Origin of the sequence: Pelomonas sp. V22, from assembly GCF_030014915.1 — a bacterium.
Taxonomy (GTDB): Bacteria; Pseudomonadota; Gammaproteobacteria; order Burkholderiales; family Burkholderiaceae_C; genus JAUASW01.
In genome coordinates, this window is the sequence record NZ_JAGIXS010000002.1 from 530,732 (window position 1) to 546,486 (window position 15,755).

Consider the following 15,755-nt stretch of genomic DNA (forward strand, 5'->3'; position numbering starts at 1 on the left):
CTCAGAAATGCATGCGCTGCTCGGCGAGGCGGTAGAGCCTGCGCCAGACGAAATGATTCAGCGCCATCACGAACACGCACATCATGCCGATGCCGAGGGCGATGCGCGGGAAGTCGCCGGCTGCCGTCATGCGGGCGATGTAGCTGCCGAGGCCTTGCGCCTGCAAGGTGGTATCGCCCCAGCTGACGTACTCGGCCACGATGCTGGCGTTCCAGGAGCCGCCGCTCGCCGTGATTGCGCCAGTGACGAAGCTCGGGAAGATCGCCGGCAGCAGGTAGCGCCGCCACTTGAGCCAGCCCTTGAGGCCGAGGTTGCCGGCCGCCAGGCGCAGCTCGGTCGGTATCGTCGAGGCGCCGGCGATCACGTTGAAGAGCAGATACCACTGCGTGCCGAGGATCATCAAGGGCGAGAGCCAGATGTCGGGGTTGAGCTTCCAGTGCAGGATCACGAGCACGGCGCCCGGGAACATCAGGTTGGCCGGAAAGGCCGCCAGAAACTGCGCCAGCGCCTGCACGCGGCCGGAGAGGCGCGGGCTCAGGCCAATCCACACGCCGATGGGCACCCAGACCAGCGAAGCCAGGGCGATCAGCACCAGCACGCGGGCCAGCGTGTAGAAGCCGAGCAGCAGCACATGGCCGGCCTCGCCCCAGCCCACCTCGCTGTGGATGAAGCTGCCGAGGCGCCAGATGGCGAACAGCACGGCGGCGGCCAGCAGCGCATCCCAGGCGCGCGACCACAGCGGATTGGCCGCCTGCGGCCGCGCGCGGATCGAGCGGCCATCGAAGCGGCGGCGCGTCATCTGGAAGGAATGCTCCAGCAAGGCCGCCGGCAGGGCCGCCAGGCGGCGCAAGAGCGCGGTGCGGCGCAGCCAGGTCAAGAGCCAGGAACTGGGGGCCTGCTCGCTGCCGCCTTCCTCGAAGCGGAACTTGTCGGCCCAGGCCAGCAGCGGGCGGAAGAACAGCTGGTCGTACAAGAGGATGCCGACCAGCATGCCCACGATGGCATAGGCAATGGCATGCAGGTCGCGGGCCTCGATGGCGAGGGCGATGTAGCTGCCCACGCCGGGCAGCTTGATGTCCTGGTGGGCCACCGAGATCGCCTCCGAGGCGACCACGAAGAACCAGCCGCCCGACATGCTCATCATCATGTTCCAGAGCAGGCCCGGCATGGCGAACGGCAGCTCCAAGCGCCAGAAGCGCTGCCAGGCCGAGAGCTGGAAGATGCGCGCCGCCTCCTGCAGCTCGCCCGGCACGGTGCGCAGCGACTGGTAGAGGCTGAAGGCCATGTTCCAGGCCTGCGAAGTGAAGATGGCGAAGATGGCCGCGCATTCCACGCCGAGCAGGCTGCCGGGGAACAGCGCGATGAAGCCGGTCACCGTGATCGACAGGAAACCGAGGATAGGGATGGACTGCAGGATGTCCAGCAGCGGCACCAGCACCCGCTCGGCCGCCTTGACCTTGGCAGCGAGCGCCGCGAACGCGCAGGCGAACACCAGCGAGGCGGCAAGCGCCAGGAACATGCGCAAGGTGGTGCGCAGCAGGTAGTACGGCAGGACTTGCGGATCGAGGCTCAGCGGCAGCGCATCGCCCACATGGAAGGGCTTGGCCATCTGCGAGGCCGCCAGGGCCAGCAGGGTGAACAGGGCAAGGACCAGGGGCAGCAGCGCCCAGTCCCAGCGGTTGGCGGGAGCCTCGACCGCCAGCCGAGGGAAAAAGCGTTTGTCCAGCATCTCGGGCGGGGTCGGAAAAGGTGGCGCAGAGGGGTGGCGCAACGGTGCGCGGCGATGATAGCCAGCGAGGCTGTCAGAAAGCCTTCAGCCGCATGACGCGAGCGCGTCAGCCGCCGGCCGCCAGCGCCTCGCGCACGGCCGCCACCTGGCGGCGCGACACGGCCAGCCACTCGTCGACCTGGGCGATGCGCACGGCCCAGCCTTCGGCCGCCTCACCGCCCTCTTCCTCACCCGGCGCAGCGGCGTGCTTTTGCAGCTCGCGCACGGCGGCCTTGGCCACCAGCGCATTGCGGTGCACGCGCAGAAAGCGCTCGCCGAGGCGCTGCTCATAGTCAGACAGGCTGCCATCCATCACCAGGCTCTGGGTGGCGGTGCGCAGCGTCAGGTACTTCAGCTCGGCCTTCAGGTACAGCACCTCGGTGATCGGGATGCGCAGCATGCGGCCGCGGTCGTTCACCACGATGACGCCGGCCTCGGCCGCCTCCTGCGCCGGGCGGCTCTGCGCTGCTGCGCGCTCCACGAGGCGCTGGGCCACGCGGGCCAGTGCGGCCTGCAGGCGCTCGCGGCGCACCGGCTTGGTCAGGTAGTCCATGGCATCCAGCTCGAAGGCACGCAGCGCATGCTCGCCATGGGCGGTGACGAAGACCACGGCCGGCACCGGCAGGCCTTGCGCCGCGCGGTCGCGCAGCACGTCGGCCAGTTGCAGGCCGTCGGGGCCGGGCATCTGGACGTCGAGCAACACCAGGTCGCTGGCATGGTCGCGCAGCCAGTGCTGGGCCTGCGTGGCCGAGCCGGCCTCGGCCACCACCTCGGCCTTGGGCTCGGAACAGCTCTCGACCAGGCCGCGCAGCCGCATCCGGGCCAGCGGCTCGTCGTCAACGATCAGGACCTTGAGGGGCTCTGTGATGTTCATCATCGGTTCATCAGCGGGGCAGCAGGATGCGGACGGTGAAGCGGCCCGGTGCCGGGCTCAGCTCGAATCGGGCGGCCACATCATGCATCAGGCGCAGGCGCTGGCGCACATTGCGCAGCGCGAGGCCGTGACCAGGTGTGCGCGCCAGCGCGCCCACGCTGTTGACCACCTTGATCTCCACTTCGTCGCCGCGCAAGGCGGTGCTGATCAGGACCTCGCCGCCCGTGTCGTTGGGTTCCACGCCATGGCGCACCGCGTTCTCCACCAGCGGCTGCAGGAGCAGCGGCGGCAGCTTGGCACGGCCTGCGCCAGGGTCCAGCTCCCAGCGCACCCGCAGCCGCTCGCCAAAGCGCATCTGCTCGATGTCCAGGTAGCGCCGCGCCAGCTCGATCTCCTCGGCGAGGCTCACGGCCGCCTGGCTGTCGGCCAGGGCCACGCGGAACAGCTCGCTCAGGTCTTCCAGCATGGCCTCGGCCTTGTCGGGCTCGACCCGCACCAGGGCAATGGCGCTGTTCAGGGTGTTGAACAGGAAATGCGGTCGGATGCGGGACTGCAGCTCCACCAGCTGGGCCAAGGCCGCCGCCGGCCGCTGCGAGCGCTCGCGCAGCTTCAGCCAGGCGAGCAGCATGGCCGCGGCGGCCGCCCCTGACAGGCCCACGCTGAACAGGCGGAAGACCGACACCGGCTCGTCGCTGGCCAGGGCCAGGAACTGCCAGCCTGACAGCGCGCACATGGCGCCCAGAATGCTGAGGCAGGCCCACTGCACACCCTCGGCCAGCCGCGCCAGCGGCCGCTTGACGGCGCAGACCAGCAGCAGCCACAGCAGCACACCGGTCAGGCTGACCACGGTGCCGCTGGCCAGCATCTCCATCCATTGCGCGGGATTGCGTGCCGCCAGCGCGAGGCCGAGGCCGAGCAAGACCTGCACGCCCAGCACCGCGCGCAGCACCAGGCCCACATGGCAGACGTCGAACATGCGCTCCGGATCGAACAGCGGCGCGATGGTGTCAGGCTCAGGCTCGGTCGGCGCAAAGCCAAGGATGCTGGTGAGGCCGGTGCTTTCTGACCATTCGCTGTCGCGGGCTGGGGGCATGGGGCTCCAGAGGGGTCCTTGGGGTGGGTCGATAGAATCGCGGCTTCCTGCATTCTCTACCAGCGCCTAGCCCGCGCTCGCCCTCTCGATGTCGTCCGACAACCAACTCGCCAACAAGTCCCAGGCCTGGTCCGCGCTGTTCTCCGAACCGATGAGCGACCTGGTGAAGCGATACACCGCGAGCGTGGACTTCGACCAGCGCCTCTGGCTGGCCGACATCACCGGCAGCCTGGCCCATGCCGAGATGCTCACCGCCCAGGGCATCCTGAGCGCGGAAGACCACGCCGCCATCCAGCGCGGCATGGCCCAGATCCGCAGCGAGATCGAGGCCGGCAGCTTCGAATGGAAGCTGGACCTGGAAGACGTGCACCTGAACATCGAGGCACGCCTGACCGAGCTGGTGGGCATTGCCGGCAAGCGCCTGCACACGGGCCGCAGCCGCAACGACCAGGTCGCCACCGACGTGCGCCTGTGGCTGCGCGGCGAAATCGATGAGATCGCTGGCCTGCTGACCGCGCTGCAGATCGCCCTCGTCGAGGTGGCCGAGAAGAACGCCGAGGTCATCCTGCCGGGCTTCACCCATCTGCAAGTCGCGCAGCCGGTGGCTTTCGGCCACCACCTGCTCGCCTATGTGGAGATGTTTGCCCGCGACGCCGAGCGCATGACGGACCTGCGCCGCCGCGTGAACCGCCTGCCCTTGGGCGCCGCCGCCCTGGCCGGCACCAGCTACCCGCTGGACCGCGAGCGCGTGGCCAAGACGCTGGGCATGGAAGGCGTTTGCCAGAACAGCCTGGACGCCGTGAGCGACCGAGACTTCGCCATCGAATTCACGGCCGCCGCCTCGCTGGTGATGGTGCACATCTCGCGCCTCAGCGAGGAGCTGATCCTGTGGATGAGCCAGAGCTTCGGCTTCATCGACCTGGCGGACCGCTTCTGCACCGGCTCGTCCATCATGCCGCAGAAGAAAAATCCCGACGTGCCCGAGCTGGCGCGCGGCAAGACCGGCCGCGTGGTCGGCCACCTGATGGGCCTGATCACCCTGATGAAGGGCCAGCCGCTGGCCTACAACAAGGACAACCAGGAAGACAAGGAACCCTTGTTCGACACGGTCGACACCTTGCGCGACACGCTGCGCATCTTTGCCGAGATGTGCGGCGGCATCACCGTCAAGCCCGAGGCCATGGAGCGTGCGGCGCTCAAGGGCTATGCCACGGCCACCGACCTGGCCGACTACCTGGTCAAGAAGGGCCTGGCCTTCCGCGATGCCCACGAGATCGTGGCCCATGCGGTCAAGACCGCGATTGGCACGGGCGTGGACCTCTCGCAATTGCCGCTGCCTGAGTTGCAGAAGTTCGATGCCCGCATCGAGGCCGATGTGTTCGAGGTGCTGTCGCTGCGCGGCTCCTTGAACGCTCGCAACATCCTCGGCGGCACCGCGCCGACCCAGGTGCGCGCCCAGGTCGCCCGCCATCGCGCGAGGTTGTCGGCATGAGCTTGCTTGCCTGGAGCGAATCGCTGGTCTTGAATCAGCCCCGGCTGGATCAAACCCATCACGAGATGGTGGACCTGATCAACGGCCTTGATGCCGCCCTGGCCGCCAAGGTCGATGCCATGCCGGCCTTCCTGGCCCTGCTGGAGCACACCGAGGCGCATTTCGCACTCGAGGAAGGCTGGATGGCCGCCACCGGCTTCGAGCCCCAGAACTGCCACAGCAGCCAGCACAAGATGGTGCTGAACGTGCTGCACGAGGTGCGCCGCTACGCCGTGGAGCTGAACGACCTGGAGCCCATGCACATCATCGGCAAGGAGCTGGCGCAATGGCTGCCGGCCCACGCCGAGATGATGGACGCGGCCCTGGTCTTCCACATGAGCCAGGTCGGCTACGACCCGACGACGGGCCAGATCGCCCCTCGTCCAGGCCAAGCGCAAGCCGAAGCCAGCCACGCCTGCAGCGGTGGCAGCTGCGGCTGACTCGCGACCGCGACTGCTGACAAACGGCGTCAGCAGTGCGGCGCCACAATGCCGCCATGCAAGCTGCCCCTTCCCTGCCCGAGCGCCTGATTGCGCACTTGGACATGGACGCCTTCTATGCCTCGGTGGAGCTCCTGCGCTACCCCGAGCTGAAGGGTCGGGCGGTGGTGATTGGCGGTCGGCGCGAACACGCGCCCAAGCTGCTGGCCGACGGAACCCGCGAATACTCGCTATTGCGTGACTACACCGGGCGCGGCGTCGTCACCACCTCCACGTATGCGGCGCGCGACCTCGGCGTGTTCTCGGCGATGGGTCTGATGAAGGCCGCCTTGCGCGCGCCCGACGCCATCCTGCTGCCCACCGATTTCGAGTCCTACCGGCACTACTCGCGCCTGTTCAAGGCCGCCGTCGCCGAGATCGCGCCGGTGATCGAGGATCGGGGCATTGACGAGATCTACATCGACCTCAGCGACGTGCCCGGCATCCGCGAGCCCGTGGGCCACGACCCGCTGGGCGGCGCCAGGGCGGTGGCGCGCGAGATCAAGAACTCGGTGCTGAAGGCCACGGGCCTCACCTGCTCCATCGGCATCACGCCGAACAAGCTGCTCTCCAAGATCGCCTCGGAGCTGGAGAAGCCCGACGGCATCACCGTCTTGACCATGGCCGACCTCGAGACGCGCATCTGGCCGCTGGGCGTACGCAAGGTCAACGGCATCGGTCCCAAGGCTGCGGCCAAGCTGGCCGAGCTGGGCGTGGAGACGGTGGGCGACATTGCCGCCAAGACGCCGGCCTGGCTGATCGAGAACTTCGGCAAGAGCTACGGCGCCTGGCTGCACGAGGCCTCGCATGGGCGCGACAGGCGGCCGGTAGTGACGCACAGCGAGCCGGTGTCGATCAGCCGCGAGACCACCTTCGAGCGCGACCTGCATGCCAAGCAGGACCGCGCGCTGCTGGGCCGCATCTTCACGCAGCTGTGCGAGCAGCTGGCCGGCGATCTGGCGCGCAAGGGCTACCTCGGCCGCACCATCGGCATCAAGTTGCGCTTCGAGGGCTTCGTGACGGTGACTCGCGACCTCACGCTGGATGAGCCCATCGCCGATGCAGCCGGCATCCGCCATGCTGCCGGCCTGTGCCTCAAGCGCGTGGACCTGAGCAGGCGGCTGCGCCTCTTGGGCGTGCGCGTGGGCAATCTCTCGCATCCAGGCGATGCCTTGCCGAAGAAACCGGTGCGCCGCACGAAGCCAACACCGGCGGGCGAGGAGCCGGGCGGCAAATCACTGTCCCTGTTCGAGGATCTGCCGATCTGAGGCAACGCACGGATGCTCGGCTGGCAGCGCACCGAAGAACTGTGCCTGCAAGGCCTCGGGGTCATTGATGGTGCGCAGACGCTGGTAGGCCTCCTCGGCCTCCGGGTAGCGGCGGCGCAGGTAGTGCAGCCACTGCTTGAGCCTGCCGCCCTGGTGCTTGTGGCCCACATGCTGGCGCACCAGGCCCCAGAACTGGGCGATCAGCGGCAGCAGCGCCGCCCAGGCTAGCGGCTCGCGTCCGGGGTTGAGGATGGCGAGCGCCAGACCTGGATCGGCCACGATGCCACGGCCCAGCATCAGGTCGGTGCAGCCGGATTCGGTGCGGCAACGTTCGGCGTCTTCGACGGTCCAGATCTCGCCATTCGCCACCACCTTCACCGGCACCGCCTCACGCACCGCTGCAATGCGGTCCCAGTAGGCTGGCGGCTTGTAGCCGTCCGCCTTGGTGCGGCCATGGACGACCAGCTCCTCAGCGCCCGCCGCCACCATGGCCTGCGCGCAGTCGAGGGTGCGCGACTGGTCCATGTAGCCGAGGCGCATCTTCACGGACAGCGGCATGCCTTCGGGCATCGCGCGGCGCACGGCGCTGACGATCTCGTGGATCAGCTCGGGCTCGTCCAAGAGCACGGCGCCGCCACGATGGCGGTTCACGCATTTGGCCGGACAGCCGAAATTCAGGTCAATGCCCGCCGGCTTCAACTCGGCCAGGCGCGCTGCGTTCTCCGCCATGCACACTGGGTCGGAGCCCAGCAGCTGCGCCCGCACCGGCACGCCGGCTGGCGTCACGCCGCCATTCAAGAGCTCGGGGACGATGCGCGTGAAGACCTTCTTGGGCATCAGCATGTCGGTGATGCGGATGAACTCCGACACGCAGCGATCGATGCCACCGACGCGGGTCAGCGTGTCGCGCAGCGTGTGGTCCAGCAGACCTTCCATGGGCGCCAACAGGATCACGACTGCAATTCCTGGTTCAGCAGGTAGATGCGCAGCTCGAACTCCAGCTGCGCATAGTCGGGCTCCATGTGCTGGCACAGCTGGTAGAAGGCCTTGTTGTGATCGAGCTCGCGCAGATGCGCCAGCTCGTGCACGACGATCATCTTCAGGAAGGCGGCCGGCGCCTCACGGAACAGGCTGGCGATGCGGATCTCGCGGCGCATCCTGAGCTTGGAACCCTGCACCTTGGGCGCTCGGGTGTGGGTGCCGAGCGCGTGCTGGAGCACGCGCAGCTTGGCGTCGTAATGCACCTTGTCGAGCGGCGGCGCATTGCGAAGGTGGCGCTCCTTCAGCGACTGGCAGTAGTCGAACAAGGCCTTGTCGCTGCGCACCTCGTGCGAGTCCGGATGGCGGCGGGCCAGCCACTCGCCGAGGCGGCCTTCATCGACCAAGGCCTGCACCTGCTGCTGCAGGGCCGGTGCATAGCCGGCCAGGTATTTCAGCGTGGCGCTGGGGGGAGACGACGCGGGGAGCATGGGGATGCGGGCATGATGAAGCCATGCCCGACCAGAAAGATTTCGAAGCCCGGATTGTCCCGCAGGACCGCCACTGGCCCTGCGCGCCGAACCAGACCTTGCTCTTGAGCGCCCTGGCCGCAGGCATCCGCCTGCCCCATTCCTGCCGCAACGGCACCTGCCGGGCCTGCCTCGCGCGCTTGCTCGAGGGCCGCATCGAGTACCGCATCGAATGGCCGGGCCTCTCGGCCGAGGAGAAGGCCGAGGGCTGGATCCTGCCCTGCGTAGCCTGCCCGCGCAGCGATGTGCTGATCGAAGCGCCGGCGGCTATTTGCTCTGCGCCGGCGTGAGGGCCGCGCTCTCGGCTGGTGCGTCGCCGCGCCTGGGCCAGCGATCGCCCTCGCCTTCACCGGTGTTCAGTACCCGCAGCGCCACCACCTTGCCGCCGGCATCGCGTTCCAGCCGCAGCTCGGCAATCGAGTCGGGCAGGGCAAAGCGGTCACCGCCCAGCGGTATCAGGGCAAAGGCGCTGCTGCCGCTGCGCTGGCTCATCAGCTGGCCGTCCTTCAGGCGCAGCGTGCGGGTCTGCTTGTCGTCCAGCGCATAGAGGCCCTCGGCCGCCTTCAGCTGCTCCAGCGGCACGGCCACTGCCTTGGGCTCGACGTAGGGCTCGCCGACGGCAAAGGCCGCCAGCTTGCGCCACAGCAGGTCGAGGTTGGGGCCCGAGCTGTCGCTGTTGCGGATGATGGCCACCGTGACCTGGCTCTTCGTCAGGTAGTTCAGCGTGGAGACAAAACCATGGATGCCGCCGCCATGCGTCAGCACCGGCTCGCCACGCAAGCTGGCGGTAGAGATGCCAAAACCATAGTTGCGCGGCTGGGCCGGCCCTTCCGGCGTGATCATCCGCTGGTAGCTGGCGGCGGAGAGCAGCTTGCCGCCATGCAGCACCTGGTTCCAGCGCCACAGCGACTCCACATTGGCGATCAGCGCGCCGGCTGCATGGGGCTGGGTCATGCTCAGCAGGCCCGCCGGCGCCACCTCGCGCTTGTCGTTCAAGGTGTAGCCCTGGACCATGCCCTTGAAGAGCTGGTCCGGCGCCTGGTAGCGCACACCGGCGCTCAGTTTGTTGGGCGCCAGCAGCGCGTCGTTCAACTGCTGGTGCCAGGTCTTGCCCGAGATCGTCTCGATCACGGCACCGAGCAGCACGTAGCCGGAGTTGTTGTAGGCCCAGGCCTGGCCGGGGGCGAAGTCCACCGGCTGGTCCTTGAACTCCTTGATCAGGCTCTGCGTGTCGAGGTCGCGGCGGATCGGGCCGTTCATGTAGCCGGAGATGCCGGTGTAGCTCTTCACGCCCGAGGTGTGATTGAGCAGTTGCAGCAGCGTGATCTGCCCAGCATTCGGGTAGTCGGGCAGGTACTTGGAGAGCGGGTCGTCGAGCTTGGCCTTGCCCTCGTCGATCAGCTTGAGCAGCGTGGCCGCCGCGAACTGCTTGGTCACCGAGCCGATGCGCAGCAGCATGTCGGGCTTCATCGCCACGCCGAGCTCGATGCTCGCCAGGCCGCGCGCGGCCTCGTAAAGCAGCTGATCGCCGCGAGCCACCAGCACCGTGAGGCCGGGGCCGTCGCGGCCGAGCTTCTGCTCGTCCAGCAGCTTCTCGGCATAGGCGGCCATGGCGGCCGGCGTGGCGGGGGTGCCAGCCTGTGCGGCGGCCAGCATGAAGGTCAGCAAGACGGCCGTGGCCAGCGTTGGATTGCGCATTCGAACTCCCAGTCGGTCTGTGAAGGCGCGGAGCATCGCAGTGCCACCCGGCTGCGGCAAGCGGAGCCGCGACAGACTGCATGAACGGCAGGATGAGCCGCGCCCCTCGAATCCACACCAACTGTGGACAAGTCCGTGCACAGCCTGCGGGCGGCGACGCCAAGTGCTTGATGCAGCGGGGAGTTTGTTGGGCTGCCTCAGAATGAAGCAGCCGATAATCCCGCCCATGCACAAGCCCAACAAAGACCCGCTGCACGGCCTCACGCTGGAGGCCATCGTGACCGCGCTGGTCGAGTATTTCGGTTGGGAGGAATTGGGGCAGCAGATCGCGATCCGCTGCTTCCAGAGCGACCCGAGCGTGGCCTCGAGCCTGAAGTTCCTGCGCAAGACGCCGTGGGCGCGCGCCAAGGTGGAGAGCCTCTATCTCTTCATGCTGAGGGAGCGGGCGCGCAATGCGCCCCGCTCCTCGCCTTGAAGATTGCCTGGGGCTTAGCGAGCAGCCTTATCTGGCAGCTTCCGGCAGCTCGATCTTGACCTCGAGCACGTCGAGGTCGTCCTGGCGCTCCATGTGCACCTTGATGTCGTTCGGGTTGATCGACACGTACTTGGAGATCACCGCCACCAGCTCGCGCTGCAGTTGCGGCAGGTAGTCGGGGCTGGAGCTGCGGCCATTGCGCTCGTGCGCGAGGATCAGCTGCAGCCGCTCCTTGGCCACGCTGGCCGTGTTCTTTTTCTCGCCGAGGAAGAAGGTCAGGAATCCCATCTCGTGCTCCCCCAATCAGCGGCCGAACAGGCGCTTGAAGAAGCCGGGCTTGACCGCTTCAATGAAGCGCATCGGCTTGTCTTCGCCGAGGAAGCGCGACACCACATCGGCATAGGCCTCGGCCACCTCGCTGCCCTTCATGTGGATGGCCGGCGTGCCCTGGTTGGACGCCTGCAGCACCACTTCGCTTTCGGGGATCACGCCGATCAGCGGCGTGCGCAGGATCTCGTGGATGTCCTCCAGCGACAGCATCTGGCCACCCTCGACCCGGTTCGGGTTGTAGCGGGTGATCAGGAGATGCTCCTTGACCGGCTCCTTGCCTTCGATCGCGCGCTTGGTCTTGCTGTTCAGCATGCCGAGGATGCGGTCGGAGTCGCGCACCGAGGAGACCTCGGGATTGGTCACCACCAGGGCCTCGTCGGCGAAGTGCATGGCCATCAGCGCACCGGTTTCGATGCCGGCTGGCGAGTCGCAGACGATGTAATCGAACTCCATCTCTTTGAGCTCGTTCAGCACGCGCTCGACGCCTTCCTGCTTCAGCGCGTCCTTGTCGCGCGTCTGCGAGGCGGCGAGGATGTAGAGCTTCTCGAGCTGCTTGTCCTTGATCAGGGCCTGGCTCAGCTTGATCTCGTCGTTGATCACGTTGATCAGGTCGTAGACCACGCGGCGTTCCACGCCCATGATCAGGTCCAGGTTGCGCAGACCGACGTCGAAGTCGATCACCGCCGTCTTGTAGCCGCGCAAAGCGAGGCCCGTCGCAAAGCTGGCGCTGGTGGTGGTCTTGCCGACCCCGCCCTTGCCCGAGGTCACCACGACGATCTTGGTCATCGAATCAGGTCCTTCTAGAAAAAATCAAACAACGCGTCTTGTCGAGTGGACAAGGCGCTCAGAGTTTCAGGGCTTCCATCACCAGCTTCTCGCCCTCCAGGCGCACCTGGGCCGGCTTGGCCAGCACCTCGGGCGGCAGCGGGTTCTCGGTAGTGCGGTAGATGCCGGCGATGGCAATCAGTTCGGCTTCGAGGCTGGCGGCGAAGATGCGCGCCTCGGTGTTGCCGCGCGCACCGGCAATCGCCTTGCCACGCAGCGGTGCGTAGACGTGGATGCTGCCGTCGGCAATCACCTCGGCGCCATGGTTCACGAGGGCCAGCACCACCAGGTCGGCACCCTTGGCATAGACCTGCTGGCCGGAGCGCAAAGGCTTGTCGACGATGACGGTGCGGCTGCTCTCAGCCGCCACTTCGCGCACCACCTCGACCTCGCGCACCACTTCCTTGACGACTTCCTTGATCACGGTCTGCACACGCGGCTCGGCGGCGCGCGGTTCGGCGCGGGCACCCAGCGGTGCTTCGACGAGGCCGAGGGCCAGGGCCTGCTCGCGTTGTGCGTCGCTGGCGCCAGCCACGGCCACAGGCCGCAAGCCGTAGCCACGCAGCAGCGCCAGCAGGCCGGTCATGTCCAAGGCCTGCGCGGCTTCGGTCAGGCTCAGCTGGCCGGACTGGGCTTCCAAGGGGACGCTCGGCAGTTGGGAGAGATCAATCAGCAGGCCCTCGTCCTCGAACTGCTGCTCGCCCAGACGCTCCTGCATTTCGGCAGCCAGGGCCGTCAGGTCGCTGCTGCGCAGCACCAGGGCCAGCAGGCTCACCGACGCGCTTTTCAGCTCGAACAAGTCGGCGGCGCGGCTGCCGCCCGCAGCCTGGGAGCCCCCTGCCATACCGGAAGACCGGCCCCTCACCTTACCCGCCATCTGTTCGGCCATGAAACGCTTGTGTGTGCAAAGCTGGGCATTTTAGGGGCCTGCTTTACAGGCCCTTCTAGGCGTTGGCCCCAAGCCGCCGGCCTGCCATGGCAACAGGGTCGGAAAACCTTGGGGACGTCCCTAAAAAATAGGGCTGAGGGGCTTGACTTATCCCCATGCAACGGCGTCCGCGTCAAGCCTTGTTGCGTGTTGCATTGCAACTGCTCGTTTTCCCGAAATCCGCCCTGCCTGCCGGTGAAGGCGAGATAAGTCATTGATTCATATGACGACGTCATGACTGCTTAGAAATGAGGCAGTGAAAGCCCTGCCGCGCAGCCACAAGGGTTTAGCGGGGCTGGGGGCATCTTCTCCACAAAGTTATCCACACGAAAAGTGGATAGCTGAGGCGCCCCATAAAAATCATCGACTTAGCGCTTGATCGTGAGCCATTCGCACAGCTTTGCGAGCTAACTGCTTGGCCTATCGACGGGCCAGGTTCGCCAGCCGGACCTTGCTGAGTCAAAGACAAAAATATTGGGGCGGCGGCAAGGATTTATCCCCAATTGTTTTGTTTCCGTGACAGTGCCTGCGCTACGCACGCGCCACGCGCGCGAGGCGCGGCGCAGGCTATATTGACCCCCGGAGTGCTGGCATTTCGCCCGCCGCAGCGAGGAGCAAGGCTTGGCAACACCGAACTATTCCTACGAGAAACGCCAGCGCGAGCTGGCCAAGAAGCGCAAGGCCGAAGAAAAGCGCATGCGCAAGCTGAGCGGCAAGGCCGACGGCCCTGACGAAGCCAGCACCGAAGACGGCAGCCCCGCCGGCGAACCCGACGCTGCCGCCGAACCCGCCAGCCCACCCAGCCAGGGCTGAGCCTCGCGAGACGCTGGCCGCCCTTGCGGCGGCGTGCAGAGCGGGCAGCCTTGGCCGCTCGCCTAAAATCCTCCTCCCCATGGCGCACCGCCATGCCCTGCACGCCATTGCCCCATGACCCGCAAGCTCTTCGTCACCACCGCCCTGCCCTACGCCAACGCCAATTTCCACATTGGCCACATCATGGAGTACACCCAGGCGGACATCTGGGTGCGCTTCCAGCGCATGCAGGGCCAGCAGGTGCATTTCGTCTGTGCTGACGATGCCCATGGCGCGCCCATCATGATCGCGGCCGAGAAGGCCGGCATCACGCCGCAGCAGTTCGTGGCCAACATCGCAGCCGGCCGCAAGACCTACCTCGACGGTTTCCACATCGCCTTCGACAACTGGCATTCGACCGACGGCGCCGAGAACCATGAGCTCTCGCAGGAGGTCTACCGCGCGCTGCGCAAGAACGAGCTGATCGAGGTGAAGACCATCGAGCAGTTCTTCGACCCGCAGAAGGCCATGTTCCTGCCCGACCGCTTCATCAAGGGCGAATGCCCCAAGTGCGGCGCCAAGGACCAGTACGGCGACTCCTGCGAAGTCTGCGGCGCGGTCTACACGCCCACCGAGCTGAAGAACCCGTTCTCGGTGCTGACCGGCGCCACGCCGGTGATGAAGAGCTCGGAGCACTATTTCTTCAAACTCTCGGACCCGCGCTGCGTGGCCTTCCTCGAAGAATGGACGCAGACGCCGAACCGCCTGCAGAGCGAGGTGCTGAACAAGATCAAGGAATGGTTCACCAAGGACGAGGAAGGCAATGGCGGCCTCGGTGACTGGGACATCAGCCGCGACGCGCCCTACTTCGGCATCGAGATCCCGGATGCACCGGGCAAGTACTTCTACGTCTGGCTCGATGCGCCCATCGGCTACCTGGCCTCCTTGAAGAACTACTTCGGGAAGATCGGCGCCGACTACGAGTCCTTCATGGCCGACCCGACGGTGGAGCAGATCCACTTCATCGGCAAGGACATCACCTACTTCCACACGCTGTTCTGGCCGGCCATGCTGCACTTCAGCGGCCGCAAGACGCCGAACAACGTCTTCGTGCACGGCTTCATGACCGTCAACGGCGGCGAGAAGATGAGCAAGAGCCGTGGTACCGGCCTTGATCCGCTGAAGTACCTGAACCTCGGCCTCAACGCCGAGGCGCTGCGCTACTACATCGCCGCCAAGCTGAACGCCAAGGTCGAGGACCTCGACTTCAACCCCGAGGACTTCGTCGCCCGCGTCAATTCCGACCTGGTCGGCAAGTACATCAACATCGCCTCGCGCGCGGCCGGCTTCCTGAGCAAGCGCTTTGGCGGTCACTTGAGTGCCGACCTCGGCGTTGAAGGCCGTACGCTGCTTGACGGCCTGCGTGCCCACGCCCCCGTGATCACCGAGCTGTACGAAGAGCGTGAATTCGGCAAGGCCCTGCGCGAGATCATGCTGCTGGCCGACCGCGTCAACGAGTACGTGGACCAGAACAAGCCTTGGGAACTGGCCAAGCAGGAAGGCAAGGACGCGGTGCTGCACGACGTCTGCAGCGTCTGCATCGAGGCCTTCCGCCTGCTCACCATCTACCTGAAGCCGGTGCTGCCGGCCCTGGCGACCAAGGTCGAGGCCTTCCTGAAGGTCGAACCCATGCAGTTCGCCGACGCCGCACGCTCGCTGGGCGCACACCAGATCGGCACCTACGAGCACCTGATGCAGCGCGTCGACCCCAAGCTGCTGGAAGCCCTGTTCGAGCCGCCGGCCGCGCCCAAGGTGGTGCCCGGCGGCGAAGACCTGGCCGACGAGATCAAGATCGACGACTTCAGCAAGGTCGATCTGCGCGTGGCCAAGATCGTCAAGGCCGAACATGTCGAAGGCTCGGACAAGCTGCTGCGCCTGACGCTGGACGCCGGCGAAGGCCGCCTGCGCAACGTGTTCTCCGGCATCAAGAGCGCCTACAAGCCCGAAGACCTGGAAGGCAAGCTCACCGTGATGGTGGCCAACCTCGCGCCGCGCAAGATGAAGTTCGGCATCAGCGAAGGCATGGTGCTGGCCGCCAGCCACGGGGACGAGAAAGCCAAGCCCGGCATCTTCGTGCTGGAACCCTTCCCCGGCGCCGAGCCGGGCATGCGCATCCGCTGAGTTGA

The 15,755-nt window shown here is 66.6% G+C and carries 16 protein-coding genes; 7 read left to right on the plus strand and 9 right to left on the minus strand.

The genetic code is table 11. The features are described from left to right. Position 1: 1 nt before the first annotated feature. The 3 genes from J7U46_RS11790 to J7U46_RS11800 form a co-directional block, all read right to left on the minus strand. A complete protein-coding gene (locus J7U46_RS11790; RefSeq protein ID WP_282825972.1) occupies positions 2-1,729 on the minus strand; it encodes an ABC transporter permease subunit in 1,728 nt (575 codons plus the stop codon). Between the two features lie 106 nt (positions 1,730-1,835). Beyond that, entirely contained in the window at positions 1,836-2,642 is an 807-nt protein-coding gene (locus J7U46_RS11795) for a LytTR family DNA-binding domain-containing protein (RefSeq protein ID WP_282826224.1), read from the minus strand. A gap of 10 nt (positions 2,643-2,652) precedes the next feature. After that, positions 2,653-3,735 (minus strand): histidine kinase, encoded by a 1,083-nt coding sequence (locus J7U46_RS11800; protein ID WP_282825974.1) that lies wholly within the window; start codon positions 3,733-3,735, stop codon positions 2,653-2,655. Positions 3,736-3,823: 88 nt separating this feature from the next. Between J7U46_RS11800 and argH the strand changes: the two genes are divergently transcribed. From argH to dinB, 3 genes are read left to right on the plus strand one after another with little or no spacing between them, the layout of a single operon-like run. Beyond that, positions 3,824-5,227 carry an argininosuccinate lyase gene (argH, locus tag J7U46_RS11805; RefSeq protein ID WP_282825976.1) on the plus strand — a complete coding sequence of 468 codons (1,404 nt, stop codon included), beginning with the start codon at positions 3,824-3,826 and terminating at the stop codon, positions 5,225-5,227. Next, positions 5,224-5,706, plus strand: a complete 483-nt coding sequence (locus J7U46_RS11810; protein ID WP_282825978.1) for a hemerythrin domain-containing protein — start codon at positions 5,224-5,226, stop codon at positions 5,704-5,706. The genes argH and J7U46_RS11810 overlap by 4 nt, the downstream gene beginning before the upstream one ends. Before the next feature lie 56 nt (positions 5,707-5,762). Next, positions 5,763-7,013 (plus strand): DNA polymerase IV, encoded by a 1,251-nt coding sequence (gene dinB, locus J7U46_RS11815; RefSeq protein WP_282825980.1) that lies wholly within the window; start codon positions 5,763-5,765, stop codon positions 7,011-7,013. Here the strand turns inward: dinB and J7U46_RS11820 are convergent. Together J7U46_RS11820 and J7U46_RS11825 are read right to left on the minus strand one after the other, a co-directional pair. After that, complete coding sequence (locus tag J7U46_RS11820; protein ID WP_282826226.1) at positions 6,981-7,949, minus strand: tRNA-dihydrouridine synthase; 969 nt, start codon at positions 7,947-7,949, stop codon at positions 6,981-6,983. The genes dinB and J7U46_RS11820 overlap by 33 nt on opposite strands. Before the next feature lie 14 nt (positions 7,950-7,963). Next, positions 7,964-8,482: a YgjP-like metallopeptidase domain-containing protein gene (locus J7U46_RS11825; RefSeq protein ID WP_282825982.1), complete on the minus strand. Its 519-nt coding sequence runs from the start codon at positions 8,480-8,482 to the stop codon at positions 7,964-7,966. Positions 8,483-8,505: 23 nt separating this feature from the next. On the opposite strand from J7U46_RS11825, the gene J7U46_RS11830 reads away from it, so the two are divergent. Further along, complete coding sequence (locus tag J7U46_RS11830) at positions 8,506-8,811, plus strand: 2Fe-2S iron-sulfur cluster-binding protein (RefSeq protein WP_282825984.1); 306 nt, start codon at positions 8,506-8,508, stop codon at positions 8,809-8,811. Here the strand turns inward: J7U46_RS11830 and J7U46_RS11835 are convergent. Continuing rightward, positions 8,789-10,219, minus strand: coding sequence for a serine hydrolase domain-containing protein (locus J7U46_RS11835; protein ID WP_282825985.1), 1,431 nt, complete (start codon positions 10,217-10,219; stop codon positions 8,789-8,791). The two genes, J7U46_RS11830 and J7U46_RS11835, sit on opposite strands and share 23 nt — an antisense overlap. Positions 10,220-10,421: 202 nt before the next feature. Between J7U46_RS11835 and J7U46_RS11840 the strand changes: the two genes are divergently transcribed. Then, positions 10,422-10,694 carry a VF530 family protein gene (locus J7U46_RS11840; protein ID WP_282825987.1) on the plus strand — a complete coding sequence of 91 codons (273 nt, stop codon included), beginning with the start codon at positions 10,422-10,424 and terminating at the stop codon, positions 10,692-10,694. Between the two features lie 27 nt (positions 10,695-10,721). Here J7U46_RS11840 and minE read toward each other — a convergent pair whose 3' ends face one another. The 3 genes from minE to minC are packed head-to-tail and all read right to left on the minus strand — an operon-like array spanning position 10,722 to position 12,693. Then, positions 10,722-10,982 (minus strand): cell division topological specificity factor MinE, encoded by a 261-nt coding sequence (minE, locus tag J7U46_RS11845; protein ID WP_282825989.1) that lies wholly within the window; start codon positions 10,980-10,982, stop codon positions 10,722-10,724. 15 nt (positions 10,983-10,997) lie between these two features. Then, the gene (gene minD, locus J7U46_RS11850) at positions 10,998-11,810 is read right to left on the minus strand and encodes a septum site-determining protein MinD (protein WP_282825991.1); all 813 of its coding nucleotides are present in this window, start codon (positions 11,808-11,810) and stop codon (positions 10,998-11,000) included. Positions 11,811-11,868: 58 nt separating this feature from the next. Then, complete coding sequence (gene minC / locus J7U46_RS11855; RefSeq protein WP_282825993.1) at positions 11,869-12,693, minus strand: septum site-determining protein MinC; 825 nt, start codon at positions 12,691-12,693, stop codon at positions 11,869-11,871. 705 nt (positions 12,694-13,398) lie between these two features. Between minC and J7U46_RS11860 the strand changes: the two genes are divergently transcribed. Then, positions 13,399-13,590: a hypothetical protein gene (locus J7U46_RS11860; protein ID WP_282825995.1), complete on the plus strand. Its 192-nt coding sequence runs from the start codon at positions 13,399-13,401 to the stop codon at positions 13,588-13,590. 114 nt (positions 13,591-13,704) lie between these two features. Beyond that, the gene (gene metG / locus J7U46_RS11865) at positions 13,705-15,750 is read left to right on the plus strand and encodes a methionine--tRNA ligase (protein WP_282825997.1); all 2,046 of its coding nucleotides are present in this window, start codon (positions 13,705-13,707) and stop codon (positions 15,748-15,750) included. Positions 15,751-15,755: the final 5 nt, after the last annotated feature.

Bases quoted from the DNA above. Each gene is read 5' to 3' on its own strand.
- J7U46_RS11790 (WP_282825972.1), bottom strand. From the start codon at position 1,729: ATGCTGGACAAACGCTTTTTCCCTCGGCTGGCGGTCGAGGCTCCCGCC.
- J7U46_RS11795 (WP_282826224.1), bottom strand. From the start codon at position 2,642: ATGAACATCACAGAGCCCCTCAAGGTCCTGATCGTTGACGACGAGCCG.
- J7U46_RS11800 (WP_282825974.1), bottom strand. From the start codon at position 3,735: ATGCCCCCAGCCCGCGACAGCGAATGGTCAGAAAGCACCGGCCTCACC.
- argH (WP_282825976.1), top strand. From the start codon at position 3,824: ATGTCGTCCGACAACCAACTCGCCAACAAGTCCCAGGCCTGGTCCGCG.
- J7U46_RS11810 (WP_282825978.1), top strand. From the start codon at position 5,224: ATGAGCTTGCTTGCCTGGAGCGAATCGCTGGTCTTGAATCAGCCCCGG.
- dinB (WP_282825980.1), top strand. From the start codon at position 5,763: ATGCAAGCTGCCCCTTCCCTGCCCGAGCGCCTGATTGCGCACTTGGAC.
- J7U46_RS11820 (WP_282826226.1), bottom strand. From the start codon at position 7,949: ATGGAAGGTCTGCTGGACCACACGCTGCGCGACACGCTGACCCGCGTC.
- J7U46_RS11825 (WP_282825982.1), bottom strand. From the start codon at position 8,482: ATGCTCCCCGCGTCGTCTCCCCCCAGCGCCACGCTGAAATACCTGGCC.
- J7U46_RS11830 (WP_282825984.1), top strand. From the start codon at position 8,506: ATGCCCGACCAGAAAGATTTCGAAGCCCGGATTGTCCCGCAGGACCGC.
- J7U46_RS11835 (WP_282825985.1), bottom strand. From the start codon at position 10,219: ATGCGCAATCCAACGCTGGCCACGGCCGTCTTGCTGACCTTCATGCTG.
- J7U46_RS11840 (WP_282825987.1), top strand. From the start codon at position 10,422: ATGAAGCAGCCGATAATCCCGCCCATGCACAAGCCCAACAAAGACCCG.
- minE (WP_282825989.1), bottom strand. From the start codon at position 10,982: ATGGGATTCCTGACCTTCTTCCTCGGCGAGAAAAAGAACACGGCCAGC.
- minD (WP_282825991.1), bottom strand. From the start codon at position 11,810: ATGACCAAGATCGTCGTGGTGACCTCGGGCAAGGGCGGGGTCGGCAAG.
- minC (WP_282825993.1), bottom strand. From the start codon at position 12,693: ATGGCAGGGGGCTCCCAGGCTGCGGGCGGCAGCCGCGCCGCCGACTTG.
- metG (WP_282825997.1), top strand. From the start codon at position 13,705: ATGACCCGCAAGCTCTTCGTCACCACCGCCCTGCCCTACGCCAACGCC.